Here is a 15157-nt window from a genome sequence, read left to right as displayed (position 1 = left end):
TGATATTTTTTAGACCTTTTCCAGAATGGTAGTAATTTTTGAAATAATACCTCTCAAGACCGCTTCTGTATTTAAAGACAATGCGTGGACCGATTTCCGTTTCCATTACGGTCGCCATGCGTTCAAGCCCTTCTCCAGTCTCGCCCAATCCGCTTCACAGCGCGGCAGTCCAAATCGGATATCAGTAGGTCTGTCTGCAAAAAATCTTGTGACAATACCGTTTTTACATAAATGAGACCATAAATCAGGCGCTTCATGCGTTCTTACAAGAGCAAACAGACATGTATGCCCTACGACAGGGAGATTTCTTCTCCGGCAAAGAGCCAGAAATCTTTGCATGGCATGGTCCAGTGGTACTTTTTGTCTATCCAGCCACTCCCGATCATCAAGAGCCTTGCACCCGATAGTAATCGCAGCCGTTCCGACAGCCCAGTCTCCGAGCATTTTTCTCATACGTTCGATCAGGGCTTCCGTCGCCAGCAAAAAGCCCAACCGTACACCCGGAAGACCGTAACTCTTCCCGAAAGACCTCAGAACAACCAAAGATGAATGAGGAATATGCCCTGCCACACTGATATGATTTTCAAAATCAGCGTAAGCTTCATCCACAACGAGACAGGAGTCCACGCGGGCGCAACGCTCCGCCAAAGCCAGAAGATCGAGCGGGTCATGATGCCGTCCGTCAGGATTATTGGGGTTGCACAGGACACCCACACATCCGGGCTGAGCAGCTTCCTCACTGAATGTGTCCATATCACTGGCGACATGAACATCGGCACCTGCATGCCGCCATGCAGTCGCATGACCACTATACGTCGGTCCAAGAAGAACGACTTTTTTTCTCTCCAGAACATACGGCAAGAGAGAAATAAGAAGTTGTGTTCCAGAACCGGCAACAATCAATTCTGGCGACCGCACGCCATAGGCCCGCATGGCGGCATTCAGCAGCCTCTCTTCCTCACCCTGCTCGGGAAGCCGGGTCAGGTCGCTTTGTCGCACCTCGCCGAACGGATAGGGATACGGACTGATGCCCGTTGAAAGATCAATAAAAGGCTCGGGAGCATCGGGAAACGCCCGCATGAGCAGTTCGACCTGACCGCCATGCTCTGGCATTTCCGGCAGAACATTCATGGCTTTTCTACCACCCGCGCCAATGCAAGCAATGCTTCGATATCAACATGTTCCTCAAGATGGTCCGCCCAGGCATTCAGAGCCTCTTCCACATGCTCATCATGATCTCTCAACAGACCCGCATTCAGTCCGATCCTGTTCAGCAAGGCCTGTCTTGCCGCGCCGCCGGACAGCACACCGTGCAGATAAGTCCCCCATATATGTCCATCTGCTGAGGAGGCTCCCTCCCTCTCCCCCCCTATCGACGAAAAGGGGCGTGCACATGCAGGACCTGCGGTGCGTCCCATGTGAATTTCGTAGCCACTGACGGGAACATTTTCAGGAAGAAGCACTCCCTCCACCTCGACAAGCCGTTTATCCGGCGTCAGGCAGGTTGTGACATCCAGCAAGCCCAGACCCGCCGTTTCAGCCACATTCCCCTCCACGCCATCTGGATCAGAAATCATTCGTCCCAGCATCTGATAGCCGCCGCAGATTCCCAGAACCCATCCCTTCCGACGGACATGCGCAGCAAGATCCGTATCCCACCCCTGATCCTTGAAAAAAGAAAGATCAGAAATGGTTGCTTTCGATCCGGGAAGAATGACCAGATCACAGACAGGAAGCGGTTGACCGGGCTCAACGATCAGCAGGTCCACCTCAGGCATGGCGTTCAAGGGATCGAGATCATCAAAATTGGCGATGCAGGGCATATGCGGCACGACAACCCTGACACGCCCTTCCTGCTTGGAAATCGTCTGTAGATCAGCAGCATCCTCGGCAGGAAGTTCACGCACAGAGCTACAGTGCGGCACCAGTCCAAGAGCCGTCCACCCTGTATGATCCGCAATGAAATCCATGCCATCTGAAAACAATGATGGATCGCCACGCATCCGATTGACGATAAATCCCTTGATCCGATCAGAGTCTTTTTTATCAGTAACCGCCTTTGTTCCAACCAGACTGGCTATGACGCCGCCACGGTCAATGTCACCGATCATCACCACGTTTACATCCGCCGCCTGAGCAAACCCCATATTGGCAATATCGTTGGCGCGCAGATTGATTTCAGAAGCCGAACCCGCTCCCTCCACCAGCACAATATCGGCCTGATCAGCCAGTTTGTAAAATGCGTCGAGCACATCCGGCATCAGTGCGGGCTTGATGGACGCATAGTCTTTCGCCTGAAACGCTCCGCGAACCTGTCCCCGGACGACAAGTTGCGCACCGACGTCGCTCTGAGGCTTCAGAAGGACAGGATTCATATCCACTGTCGGCGCGACCCCACAAGCCCGCGCCTGCAAAGCCTGCGCTCTCCCGATCTCACCTCCATCAACCGTCACCGCGGCATTGTTGGACATGTTCTGGGGCTTGAAGGGGCGTACACGAAACCCCCGACGGGTCAGCACCCGGGCGAGGCCGGCCACCAGCACGGACTTGCCGACACTGGAGCCAGTCCCCTGAAACATCAGCGCCCGCGCCATCAGAATTCGACGCCTTCCTGAGCTTTCACACCCGCCTTGAAATGATGCTTCACCAGCGTCATTTCCGTGACCAGATCAGCGGCTTCCACAAGGGCGGCCGGAGCATTGCGGCCCGTTACCACCACATGCTGCATGGCCGGACGCGCTGCGAGATCCTCAAGAACCGTCTCCAATGGCAGATAATCATAACGCAGGGCGATATTCAGCTCATCCAGAACAACCAGCCCCACATCCTCCCGGCGCAAGGCTGTCCGGGCGACCTCCCACGCGCGAACCGCCGCCGCAATATCCCTCCCTTTATCCTGCGTCTCCCACGTAAAACCTTCTCCAAGCGTGTGCCATTCAAGCAGATCATCAAATCGCTCAAGCGCGATTTTCTCTCCTGTCGACCAGGCTCCCTTGATAAACTGCACGACAACAACCCGCTTGCCGCGTCCCAGCATCCGCAAGGCCAGACCGAAAGCTGCCGTCGATTTTCCTTTTCCCGAGCCTGTATTGACGGCGAGAAGACCTTTCTCGATGGTCTTTTCGGCAACTTCCTGATCCTGCACTTCCTTGCGTCGCTGCATCTTCATCTGATGTCGCCGGTTGTCTGTCTCATCAGTCATGCCTGTTTTTCCTGTTCCGCCATCACATGAAAATACGAACCCGAGACCAGACCACGCCGGCCACCGGCTGGTCCAAGATCTTTTCCGGTTCCATCACAAAGATCCACAAGCGGCTGATCAAGACCGGGATCAATGAGCTGAGCATAATGAAACTCATGCCCCCGAAAACATGTGCCTGCCTGACCCAGAGCACAGGATGTGCGCAATACAGCCTCGCGGTAACCCAGACTGATCTTCCGTTCTGCAAAACTCGTGACATGACTGAGAAGACCACTCATCGGATGGCGAATCCCTTGCGCATCCTCCAAAGCATCGCCCAGCACCATGAACCCTCCGCACTCACCATGAACGGGGCGAATTTCGGCAAACTCTCTCAATCCACAATGAAAATTCCGAGCGGAAGACAGAGCTCCTGCATGAAGTTCAGGATAGCCGCCCGGCAACCAGCACACATCGCAGGACTGATCCGGAGCCTCATCCGCAAGCGGTGAAAATGGCGCGATTTCCGCGCCTGCGACGCGCCAGCCCTGTGCGATATGCCCATAGAAAAACGAAAAAGCGGCGTCATCCGCTACTGCGATCCGCTGTCCGGGTGGTCGCACTGCGACCACCGATGATGCGCTGCCCATGGATAATGGCTGTGCGACTGCCAGAAGCGCCTCCATATCCAAAGCCGCGACCGTGCGCTCTGCCAGACGATCCAGCAATCCCGGCAGTTCCGACTGTTCCCGTGCCTGCACCAATCCGAGGTGACGTTCCGGGAGCACCAGTGTCGCGTCTCTCATGAACGCGCCCAGTACCGACAGGCCAGCAGACCGCACAGCACCGGCCGCCATCGCCAGATGACGGGGGGATGAGACCTGATTGAGTATAACCCCCGCGATCCGCACATATGGATTCAGTGTTGCAAACCCATGCGCCACGGCTCCAGCGGATTGCCCCTGCCCCGAAACATCAAGGACAAGAACGACAGGAATATCAAACCGGGAAGCAATGTCAGAGGGTGCCCCACGCGCCCCTTCAGGTTCCATCAGACCATCGAACAGCCCCATGGCTGATTCCACAATCAGAAGATCGGCGTCCTGTAGAGCGTTCGACAATACCCCTTCAAGCACAGGCAAAGGCATCGTCCAGCTATCGAGATTGAAGCTTGGCAGGCCGGTAGCTGCTTCATGAAAGGCCGGGTCAATATAATCAGGCCCCGTCTTGGCCCCTCTTACCCTGACGCCCTGCTCTCTGAGTGCTGCCAGCAACCCCAAAGTCACGGTTGTTTTGCCACCACCGGATCGCGGGGCTGCAATCATGAGAACCTTCGGCATCACAAGAAGCCTTTCCTGGGAAAGCTCTTTACTGGCTTAATGAATGCGTTTCCTGACGCCTGAAACCTGTCATGGGAAAAATGTAACTCTCGCTTCCCATTGTCCGCTTCAGCGTGACTACGGACAGGCATGCCACAATCATTCGCACGACCTGACACACTGAAGACCTTACATATCAGCTTACTGGCGAGGGTTTTGGGCGATGTCGTCTGACTGCGTAAAGGTTGTCCGGTTGAAGATCCTTGCTGCTCCATCATGCCGATATGTGAGACAACATTGAACGAGGCGATCATTTTTTCAGAGAAATCTTGAAAAATACTGTCACTGGAACACAGTTTCCCCTGCGTCAGCATTGCCACATCCGTTTCAACAATTCCCTCCGGACGACAGGCACGAACAGACACGGCAGGGCTCATCATTGATCACCCGGACTGTCATACGCACTGTTTTTTCGTGGATGCCAGAGACCTCTCCGTAACATTTCCGCCAGTCGCTCACGGATAGCCTGATGTGCAGCGGGATTTTCTGTCCTGAGAAAAAAATCAGTGTCAGAATCATCCAGAATCGCATCAAAAACCAGATCAAACTGATGATCGAACCGTGTTGGAAGCATTGCGGCGAAAGCCGCCAGCGCATCGACGCCTCGTGACATTTCCGCAGCACCTCGATAACCATGTCGGCGCATACCGGCAAGCCAGAGAGGGTTTGTCAGTCTCCCGCGCACCACACGCACGATTTCAGCTTCTGTGTCACGCAGTTTTGGAGTGTGGGGATCCGATGTATCGCCGTGCCACATCTCCGGTTTCGTATCGAGCAACGCCGCCACAGCCGCCAGTCCCCCTTCATGCGCCGCCATGTCCGGTGTTTCCAGAATATCGGTTTCCGCATGATCCTGTGTGTGCAGAATGACGTCGGCCTGTCCGATCTGACGGCTCAACCCTTCGTTGTCCTGAGCCAGATTGTGCTCCTTGTCATAACTCCAGCTATTGGCGGCGAGATACGCATTCGCCAGTTCATCCCTGTTGGTCCATGCCGCCGTCTGGAGGAGATTTTCCAGTCCTGCCCCATATGATCCGGGTGCGGGTCCAAAAACACGTGAAGGAAGCGGTTCATTTTGTACAAAGACTGCTACGAGAGGATTCCATTCAACACTTTCCCGGCGCGCGGCAACAGCTTCAACGGCCTGTCGGAAGAGAGCGATCTGGCCGGGGAACGTGTCCCGGAAAAAACCGGAAATGCGCAACGTGACATCAACACGCGGACGATCAAGCACCGGCATCGGAACGATGTCGATTCCACTGACCCTGCCGCTGGCACGATCCCACAGCGGCTCGACCCCCATCAACAGCAGCGCCAGCGCAAGATCTTCGCCACCGGTTCGTAAACTTGCTGATCCCCACAGATCCATCACCAGATGCCGTAGCGGTTCGCCTTCTTCCTGCAAATGTCGCGTCAGAATCTGTTCGGCCTGTCCACGAGCCAGCTCCACGGCGACAGGGGTTGGAATGGCCCGCGGATCAATTGTGAAAAGATTTCTTCCAGTCGGCAGCACATCGAAGCGCCCCCGCGTTGGCGCTCCTGCCGGACCCGGTTCAACAAAACGACCTTCAAGAGCCGCCAGAAACCCTTCCCGCTCCCGCTGGGCGCTCAGAAGGAGGCGCTGTGTCACGGCTGCTTCCTCAACGCCGGAGAGAGTGGCAACAGTTCCAGCCAAATCAGCACTTTTCGGAGTGACCTGCCCAAAAACATGCAGCCCATCGCGGATCTGAAGATCCTTCACATCGCAGAGATAGGCATCCAGCCGGGCAAGTGCTTCCGCTTCATCTCCTTCTGCGGATCGCACTCCACTTTCCGCCAGCACACCCATGCTGGTGGCCCGCTCAAGAATATCACGACGCAGCAATGCCACGCGGCGACGATCCATCCCATCTGCTTCAGCATATTCGTCGATCAGCGCTTCAAGTTCCTCCATATCACCAGACAGACCTGCCTTCATCACTGGCGGCGTCATATGCCCGATGGTCACGGCCCCCAGACGCCGTTTCGCCGCCGCCGCTTCACCGGGGTTGTTGACGATGAACGGATAGATCACCGGCATACCTGCCGTCAGAACAGCCGGACCACAACTTTCAGACAGCGCGACCGATTTTCCCGGCAGCCATTCCAGCGTCCCATGCGCACCAAGATGCACCATGACATCAATGGCGCAGACCGAACGCAGCCACAAATAAAACGCGATATAACCGTGGCATGGCGGCATATCCGGATCATGATACTGCGTTTGCCGATCGGCATGGCGACCACGATCCGGCTGGACGGCAATGACGATATTACCTGGACGACAAAAGCGGAAACAAAACAGGCCATCCCGCAATGAAGGATCGTCTTCCGGCGCGCCCCATACGGCCATGACCGACACACGGAAAGTTTCAGGCAGTTCATCAAAACAATTTTTATAGTCAGCGAGAGACCAGACCGTATGCCCGGAGCCTTCCGTCAGAACCGGGACAAGCGTGGCGACTTCAGTATCTGCACGCTCGCCACAACTGTAACCAGCATCTCGCAGCATCTCCAGAATGGAGGACAGACTTGCAAAGCTGTCGAGCCCGACAGCATGCGCGACCTGCGCAGAACCTCCTTCGTCACTTGCGCCGGGATAATCGGACAGGATGATTGCCAGTTTCCGATCAACTGCGGCGATATGTCCAAGACGCGCCCATCCCGATGCCTGCCGCACCACTGCGTCGATTCCAGAACGCCATGCTTTTCGACGCGCCGGATGACCGGCAGCCGCTTCCTCCTTGAAGGAAACAGGCACTGTCGCTATGCGACCGTCCAGCTCGGGCAGCACGACCTGCATGGCCAGATCGGACTGACCCAGACCACGAAAACTCTCCCGCCATGCCCGCTCCGTAGAAGCGGGCTGCACGAGTTGCAGGATCGTCACGCCAGCCGCTTCAAGGGGGGACGCCGCCATTCCCTCTCCCCGGACAGCGAAAACCGTCGCGTTGAGCACGATATCGGGGGCTGTCACGAGCAGCCGGTGCTCGATCCACTGCGCGACTTCCGTCTGTTTCAACGAAGAGACGAACACCACTTCAGTCGCCATGCCGTGCTGTTCCAGCGTGTCAGCCAGCACATCGATGGCGGCCGTATCACCCGAGAGCAGATGTGCGCGATAGAAAACCAGTGTGGCACGTAATGGAAGACCATGCCCGGCCTGCCGGTAAATACCGACAGCAGGAAGACCCTCCGGCAATGCGCCGTCATCTTCACCCAACCCTGCGGCATGACGCATGAGTTGCAGGGCTTCATGGATATTGCGTGGGCCGCTCTCCTTCAGAAAACCGGCCAGCCGCTGGCAGATTCCATCTTCTGCCGTTGACCATGCCGCCAGCCGGACATCCTCCCGGTCGTCACCGGGCAGCAAGGCAAGCGGAATATCCTGCGCGCGGCAGCAGGACGCCACTTCCTCGACGCCATACCGCCAGTAATCCACGCCACCCAGAAGACGGATAACCACGCATCGCGCATGCGCAACGGTCTGTTCGATATACAGATCAATCGACATGGGATGACGCAGCCGGCCAAGATTCACCAGCCGGAGCGAAAAGCCCGGCTCCGCCATTCTGTCATAGGCCCGCTCAAGGGAGAGCAGATCGCTGTCCGTGAACGACAGAACGATGACATCGGCAGGTGCGTGGTCGAGATCTTCGGCCACGTCCTGTTCGTCAATCGACTGCTGATCCCGGACAAGCAGGTGCATGAGAAATTCAGACCGCCTGCAAGGTCGCTTCGATGGCCTGACAATCCAGCCCTTTCTGGCCAATGACGACGAGGCGCCCCGTACGGTCGTCGCCGGTCAGCGGCTTGTCGAAGACGTAGCGCATCCGCCCTCCCACACCCTGCACCGCCAGTCGCATCGCCTTACCTTTTACGGCAGCAAAACCCTTGAGACGCAGGATATCGAACTGGACCGCCACTTCCGTCAGACGCTTCACAAAGGCATCCGCGCTGATCTGCTCGGGGACGGCGACGACAAACGAGTCGAAATCATCATGCTCATGCTCGTCCGCACCATCATGATGAGACGGGCGCGCCGTGAGATCATCTTCCGCACCGGCTTCAAGTCCAAGCAGCACGGCCGGATCAAGCCTGCCCTCCACGGCACGCAGCATCACCCGCTTAAGTGGCAACAGCGCGGTGATCTCCGCTTCCACGGCTTCCAGTTCTGCCTCGTCCAGCAGATCTGTCTTGTTCAGCACCACCAGATCGGCAGAGAGGAGCTGATCCTCAAACACTTCCGCCAGCGGATTGTCGTGATCGAGAGAAGGGTCAGCTGCCTGCTGGGCGGCAATCGCCTCCGGGTCATCAGCAAAACGCCCCGCCGCGACGGCTGGTGTGTCGACCAGCGTGATGACGCCGTCCACAGTCATTCGTGTGCGGATATCCGGCCAGCCGAACGCCTTGAGCAGTGGCTTCGGCAGGGCGAGACCCGATGTTTCGATGACGATGTGCTCAGGCGGCTGCGGGCGATCGATCAGCGCGCGCATGGTCGGCAGGAAATCGTCCGCAACGGTGCAGCACAGGCAGCCATTGGTGAGTTCGACAATGTCCTCATCCGGGCAACCTTCAATGCCGCAGGAGCGCAGGGTTTCGCCATCGATCCCCAACGAACCGAATTCATTGACCACGACGGCGATCCGCCGTCCGTGCGCCTGCGAAAGGAGATTCCGCAGCAGAGTGGTCTTGCCTGCTCCCAGAAAACCGGTGATCACGGTGACAGGAATCTTTACACCGATGGCAGGTGTGGACGTTGGGGCTATGGAATTCATGTCGGCTCCTGTGATGTGGGAAGCAGGGCTGGAAAACGGCCCAGAATCATGTCGTTCAGGGAGGAAGGACGTTTGGACGGCATGACTGCGCCGGTTTTCGACGCCGCATAAAGGCCTGCGTAGGTCAGCAGATCATCGGCTTTTGCGGGATCAAGATGGCCAAGCAGCCAGGCCCATTTTCCTGGCATGGAGATGGTCGCCGTGCAGCCACTGCCACAGGCGGCCAGACACAGGACCGGCTGCAGGATCACGTGCCCCGCGTCGGCCCTGTCGCATAATGTCTCATAAAGGGTGCGCCCAAGCGGCACGCCGTCCGGGTCAGGACGGAGGCATGTCACACAGATATGAAGAGCAGGGCGTTCCACCTGTGACTCTTCGGGCGTTCTGGCAGGCAGATCATTCATGTCCTGTCCTTGCGTCCTTGCAAAAACAGGGTGCGGTCAGCGAGGCCTCCACCGGGAGGGGGCATACGACGGACGCAGGCCCTCATGATCCGGGCACCCCGCCGGTCCATGACATTCCTTATTCATGACGGCAGGTCTCCTGGCTCACGGTCGGGACATATGTCCCGGACAACCTCGCCGCCTTCCCGGAAACTTCCAGTGGCGTTCTCCCCATGACGGGAGAAAGAAGAGGTGTCACAAACCGTCTACAGTTGCGGGGGCAGCGCCGGATTTGATGCATGACCGCACCGGCTTCCCTTTTCAGTTCCTTGCGGAACACCATCACCACCTGTCTATCGGTGGTGTAGGGGGCTGTCAAAGCAGCTTTCTCTCTGTTCAGAATTTCATCCAATGATACAGGAACCTCTGCCGAACATGCTTTCCGGCTGACTCGGCTGTGTCATGAAGGCCTGAAAAATATTCTGCCTGAATGCCGGTGAAAACCCGACACGGTCGCATCCCTGTAATATTCCTTTCCGAAGCGAGGGAAGGCAGATCCTGCCTCTCAGTTGAACGCGGAACAGATTTTTCCCCGGCGAAGTCATCATAAGCCAGTCCGTGGTTTGCTCCATTCCGTCATCCATATCCGCCCGAAGACCATTCTGTTTCGTGCCATTGCATCTTGGGGCGATTTTCGGACTACCACTTAATGTTGCGCTACTCTGCGTCGCCGAGGCCGAACAGGAAAGGACCTCCCGTTTTCTGGCAATAGGGTTCACGCATTCACGCGTGATGCCCGCCACTTTGCCAGCTTGCTCTGCCATTAAATTTCAATGGCCGAATGACGCCTGACCCCGGAGTCCAAGCGTGGATCTCGCTTCCTGCCTGTCCATCCGTTCGGAAAGCCTGAGATTGTGCACGCTCTCATATTTTAACAGTCGCGGGATGCGTTGATCTGAATGCCTCCAGAGCCTGAGATGGTCAGTCGGGCCATTTCAAGCCCATGCACGGGTTCGTCATGCCTGGCACAGCTTATGGAGGCCCGTTCTCACTCGCTTTCACCGTGGTTTATGGACGGATTTGGATTGGGCATCCCTCTCCCCGTGCCGACACCCTGCTCATTGCCATTGCCTGTTTCATCATCATGGCACTGCCACCAGATCTGAAGCGTCCACCCAACCCACCTGCCGTCGGCAATCCAGAAACAATCAGCCTGCTTACCGATGTCTATTTCGAGACGATCCTGTTGTCTGCCTGCTGTACCGTAATTTCAATTCTGACAGCCAGGCTACTCGTCAAAAGATCTGAAACATGAAACAGATCGAGCAGTGCAGGAATTTTCTTCATAGGATTTTTGTTTATGTTGCAGTTGATTCTGCCCGACATCAGCAAAATACTATCGAATCTCCCTGCGATGGCTTTGGGGCGTTTCAGATCAGAGAAGCTGCTATAGGCACTCAGTCATCCTATGGTCAGCAATTGGAATGATCTTTGGAACTATGGCAGACAAATTACCGTAAAAACCTGCGTACAAAATCCGAATGGCAGCTTCTGATGGATCATCAAAAACTTCTCATGACAAAGTCACAGTTCATACAACACAAAGTCCCAATCTTTTTCAGAAATTTCATTCTCTGATATTAGCAATTTTAAAGATTTCCAATTAACACACTTTCTTATTCATGAATATTTTTACAGAAAATGATAAAAAATATCATATTATTTTCAAAAATTATATTTAAATCCATAAATTTATTCATTGGTTATAAAACATTTAACGTAAACATTTATTTTTATAATTTTGTTTTATTATTTACCTTTTTGTTTCTTTATAACGAAGCATGACATGCAATTCAAAAAGTGAACAAAAATCAAATTGCGAGGTTTTTAATGGTCTCGAACTCTTCAGGTAACACTTATCAGACGCTTGTGCTGGGTGGGAATAATTCATCAGCCTACCTCACATCAGGACAGGCTTACATTGTCCAGAATCCCGGCAGCACGACGACTGACCTGACTGTCTGGTTTCGCAATACAGCCTATATTTTTGGCGATATCAACGTAACTGTCAGCGGAACCAACAGCACCGTTAGCTACGCTTTTTCCACAAGCAACAGCAATCTGACAATTACTGGCAACGCCAATACTATTTTAAATTTTGCAGGGACGGTAAACGCAGCCCACTCTGTCGGTGACACATTTATCAATGTCAATGGCACTCTCCATACAGGGGCATACTCCAGCTTTATTGGCGCCGATAATGCCACTATTGTGTCCGGCGCCAAATCTCAGTTTTTAAAATGCACTGACAGTTCCATTGTGACTGGTTCAGACTCAGTCTTCGACACATTCAGCAATGGAACAATCAATGCTGGACTGAAAACGATCGCGAATGTAATTTCTGAGTCCACCGTTACTCTGGGCCGCAACAGTTCTGTGATCACCCTGACCGACAGCACTCTGACGACGGATGGTACTGGCACTGCGGTCGGGGCATTAAAAAATTCTCAGGTAAACTGGTCTACAGATGCCAATGGTGACTTCACATCAGGTGGTTACGGCACTTTTTACGTTACCGGTTCAATTCAGGGTACAAACCATATTCAGGGTCAGTCTGTTTCAGCCTCTTTCGGCAACATGGACTCAGCAGCAAAACTCATCCTTGATGTGTGGGGCGCAGGCTCCAGGATCAATGGTGGCACAGGGTCGCAGTCAGTCACCCAGAAAGGCAGTGGCGCGCTGACTTTCATCAGTGCGGCCAATAATACCGGCATCTTCACTGCCGTTGGGGGTACAGGTGGTGATACATTCAAGGCTTACAGCAGTATGAACATGACTGGTGGCGCTGGTTCTGCCAATACCTTTGACATCATCAAATCGGCAGCAGGCGCGACAGATACCATTAGCGATTTCACCGCTTCCGCTGGCAATATCATTGAATTATCCGGTTTTGGACTGACTCAGACGACTCTGGGATCTATTCTGGATCATGCAACAGTGAGCGGCACAGGCACGCTACTTCAGATTGACAGCCGCACTTCTGTAATGCTGAACAATGTAAGTGAAAACAATCCTTTACAGATCGGAAATTTCAAAATTTCCTGAGACTGGTTTTCCAGACCAAAGCGTTTCTACCGAATCTGATTTCGGTAGAAACGCTTTATAGAACAGAGAAAAAAAACTTACCGTACAAAAAATATAAAACGCACCATGTCGCCAAAACAAAGCGACCCCTCAAAAGCATCAAAATTTATTTAGAGATAATTTTTTATAATTAAAAAATCAACATAATTCAATTTATTACAGTATTAATTTACAACAACTATTTCCCTGTGCAGATTTATCTCTCGTTTCGTAACACACCATTCTGTAAGCCATCACGTAAGATACAACGTTATATTATCCCCTCCGGATGCTCCAAGAAATGTCACTGAGTTGCCATCCGTCAAACCAACAACGAAATTCCCGTTGATAATTTTTTCTGATGTCACACCCATAATACCGAAATTAGCATTCGCGTTCACAACCGCGCCTGAAACAGTCACATTCCCCGTCTGATCACCCGCAATCAGAATATGATCAGTTCCTTGCGTAATGTCGATTTGCAAAGCACCTGAACCAGCAGTCGAAAGATCCAGACCACCCAAGCCAGCCACAACATTGACCGATCCGGAGCCTGTCGTCACATCCAGATGCCTGGCCCCTCCGGTAATTGTCCCTGACGCGTCTGAAGAAGCAAGTTGCATGACCCTTAAGGTAGCGTCACCGGTGCCTGTATCCTGCACATCAAATGTACCTGTGCCTGTTACATGGAACTCTGCATCTCCCGATCCGGCGTCATTAAAGCTTGTCGTCCCTGCGGCACTCCATACCGCGACTGTTCCCTGATCCTGGGCGACAACGGTGTTCGTCCCGCCGTCCAGAGCAACAATACCGTTATTTACTTCGATATTATTTGCTCCTGAAACGGTAGAGGTCACCGAAACAGAAGATTCATCTGCCTGATTCACAGTGCCGATCGTATCAACGTCGTTCAACAGACCCGTTGAACCTGTGTCCACCGCTGCCGCTGTTTGGTCTGTCGAAGTCAGCAGAGGCATAGCATCCTGCTGCGTTTCGCTCGTCGTTGCCAATGGTGTTGTTACGGTCCGGTTATCGGTCGAAGCACCACTTTGGGTCGTGCCGGCATCCTTGGATGAAGTCCATGCAACGCCATAACTCGCCTGTGACAGCACACCGGTTTCCAGTGCAACCGCGTCAACCGAGGCAGACGGCGTTAATGCCTGAGCGCCAACCGGATTCTGCATTGCAGAACTGCCTGCTCCTGCGCCCAGAACAACAGAACCATTAGAGTCCGATGTGACAAGCATCTTTTCTGGACTTGCAGAGACCGGGATGGAGACGCCACTGATCTGATCTGGAGAAAGTGTCGCACTGCCTTCATTAGTGGTTTGCATGGAGTTCAGATTACTGTCACCCGCATTTTCTTTCCCGGACTGCAGCAGTCTCGCCGAGCCTGCTGCAGACGCAATATCCGTCTGGGATACAGCAGCAGTGGCGCTGGCCACCCCATCATCACCCTGACCATCGTTTACTGTCGCCTGTGTGGAATCCGAAACAACGGCTGTGGACTGCTGCTGGGCGGTCTCTTCATGACTGACCGCCGCCAGAATATCGCTGACCGTACGGGATTCCGTGGGAAGCGAGAACAAAACACTCGGCAGAATGGTTATGGTTCCACTGTAAACACTCGAAGTCTGATCACTGGAAACCGAAGCTGAGTAGGCAACTGTTTCAGCTGAAGCGATTTCTCTGGCGGCTGAAATCGTAACCGCACGAAGAGCAGCCTGGACATCAGACACCATTCCCCTGATCGTCAACTGATCACTGCCGCTTCCTGACACCAGGACGCTGTCAGAAGTGGACGCTACCAGATCGGCATCCTCGCCGGAAATGGACAGGCTGACCGTAACAGGAAGATCATCTGATCCCGAAATCACCGTCGAGGAGAATGGAAAATCGGTATCTCTTGCTGTAGCCGAAGAAGATGGCAGGCCACTCAATGTCGGTGAAACAGATGAGGCATCCGTCTGCTCAATATCATCAACCGAAGACAGTCCGTACTGGTCCGTCTCCATATAAGCGGCCGGCGCTTCACTCGTGCTTTTCGCGAGTTTGACAGAAGCTGTATGACTGATGCTGCTCATGAATTTACATTCCATCAGCACCTCACCCTCTTAAATCTGCATTTTTTATCTACAGATATAATGACGTGACGTGCGGCAATTCGGGAGCCGAGCTATTGCCCGGCGACAGAGCCCTGACGTTAAGAAAAAATGGTTAATAAATTCTGCACAAATCCTTAAAATTTCTCTGGAAAGCAGAACAAACGCAGAATAAGTTAATTTATTTTCTTGA

General features: G+C 53.9%; 12 protein-coding genes and 1 riboswitch. Of the genes, 3 read left to right on the top strand and 9 right to left on the bottom strand.

The window, feature by feature from the left end; translation table 11 throughout:
* Positions 1-105 precede the first annotated feature (105 nt).
* Genes cobD through A0U92_RS00690 form a run of 8 tightly spaced genes read right to left on the bottom strand, consistent with a single transcriptional unit; the run spans position 106 to position 9760 of the window.
* Positions 106-1131 (bottom strand): threonine-phosphate decarboxylase CobD, encoded by a 1026-nt coding sequence (gene cobD / locus A0U92_RS00725; protein ID WP_077811561.1) that lies wholly within the window; start codon positions 1129-1131, stop codon positions 106-108.
* The gene (locus tag A0U92_RS00720; RefSeq protein ID WP_077811560.1) at positions 1128-2594 is read right to left on the bottom strand and encodes a cobyric acid synthase; all 1467 of its coding nucleotides are present in this window, start codon (positions 2592-2594) and stop codon (positions 1128-1130) included. The genes cobD and A0U92_RS00720 overlap by 4 nt, the downstream gene beginning before the upstream one ends.
* Positions 2594-3202: a cob(I)yrinic acid a,c-diamide adenosyltransferase gene (gene cobO / locus A0U92_RS00715; RefSeq protein WP_077811559.1), complete on the bottom strand. Its 609-nt coding sequence runs from the start codon at positions 3200-3202 to the stop codon at positions 2594-2596. The genes A0U92_RS00720 and cobO overlap by 1 nt, the downstream gene beginning before the upstream one ends.
* Positions 3199-4521 carry a cobyrinic acid a,c-diamide synthase CobB gene (locus A0U92_RS00710; RefSeq protein WP_077811558.1) on the bottom strand — a complete coding sequence of 441 codons (1323 nt, stop codon included), beginning with the start codon at positions 4519-4521 and terminating at the stop codon, positions 3199-3201. Before A0U92_RS00710 ends, cobO begins: the two co-directional genes overlap by 4 nt.
* A complete protein-coding gene (locus A0U92_RS00705; RefSeq protein ID WP_149026342.1) occupies positions 4521-4925 on the bottom strand; it encodes a hypothetical protein in 405 nt (134 codons plus the stop codon). Before A0U92_RS00705 ends, A0U92_RS00710 begins: the two co-directional genes overlap by 1 nt.
* Positions 4926-4936: 11 nt before the next feature.
* Complete coding sequence (gene cobN, locus A0U92_RS00700) at positions 4937-8287, bottom strand: cobaltochelatase subunit CobN (RefSeq protein WP_077811556.1); 3351 nt, start codon at positions 8285-8287, stop codon at positions 4937-4939.
* Positions 8288-8294: 7 nt separating this feature from the next.
* Positions 8295-9356 (bottom strand): cobalamin biosynthesis protein CobW, encoded by a 1062-nt coding sequence (cobW, locus tag A0U92_RS00695; protein WP_077811555.1) that lies wholly within the window; start codon positions 9354-9356, stop codon positions 8295-8297.
* Positions 9353-9760 carry a DUF1636 family protein gene (locus tag A0U92_RS00690; RefSeq protein ID WP_077811554.1) on the bottom strand — a complete coding sequence of 136 codons (408 nt, stop codon included), beginning with the start codon at positions 9758-9760 and terminating at the stop codon, positions 9353-9355. The genes cobW and A0U92_RS00690 overlap by 4 nt, the downstream gene beginning before the upstream one ends.
* A gap of 112 nt (positions 9761-9872) precedes the next feature.
* A riboswitch (cobalamin riboswitch) is annotated at positions 9873-10098 on the bottom strand.
* A gap of 659 nt (positions 10099-10757) precedes the next feature.
* On the opposite strand from A0U92_RS00690, the gene A0U92_RS00680 reads away from it, so the two are divergent.
* The 3 genes from A0U92_RS00680 (at position 10758) to A0U92_RS00675 (ending at position 12844) form a co-directional block, all read left to right on the top strand.
* A complete protein-coding gene (locus A0U92_RS00680; protein WP_187668818.1) occupies positions 10758-11054 on the top strand; it encodes a CbtA family protein in 297 nt (98 codons plus the stop codon).
* A complete protein-coding gene (locus A0U92_RS17605) occupies positions 11051-11227 on the top strand; it encodes a hypothetical protein (RefSeq protein ID WP_187668817.1) in 177 nt (58 codons plus the stop codon). Before A0U92_RS00680 ends, A0U92_RS17605 begins: the two co-directional genes overlap by 4 nt.
* A 372-nt stretch (positions 11228-11599) precedes the next feature.
* Positions 11600-12844 carry a hypothetical protein gene (locus A0U92_RS00675; protein WP_149026341.1) on the top strand — a complete coding sequence of 415 codons (1245 nt, stop codon included), beginning with the start codon at positions 11600-11602 and terminating at the stop codon, positions 12842-12844.
* A gap of 272 nt (positions 12845-13116) precedes the next feature.
* Here A0U92_RS00675 and A0U92_RS00670 read toward each other — a convergent pair whose 3' ends face one another.
* Positions 13117-14946 carry a hypothetical protein gene (locus A0U92_RS00670; protein ID WP_077811550.1) on the bottom strand — a complete coding sequence of 610 codons (1830 nt, stop codon included), beginning with the start codon at positions 14944-14946 and terminating at the stop codon, positions 13117-13119.
* Positions 14947-15157 lie beyond the last annotated feature (211 nt).

Source organism: Acetobacter aceti, assembly GCF_002005445.1.
Taxonomy (GTDB): domain Bacteria; phylum Pseudomonadota; class Alphaproteobacteria; order Acetobacterales; family Acetobacteraceae; genus Acetobacter; species Acetobacter aceti_B.
This window is presented reverse-complemented; position numbering and strand designations above follow the sequence as displayed.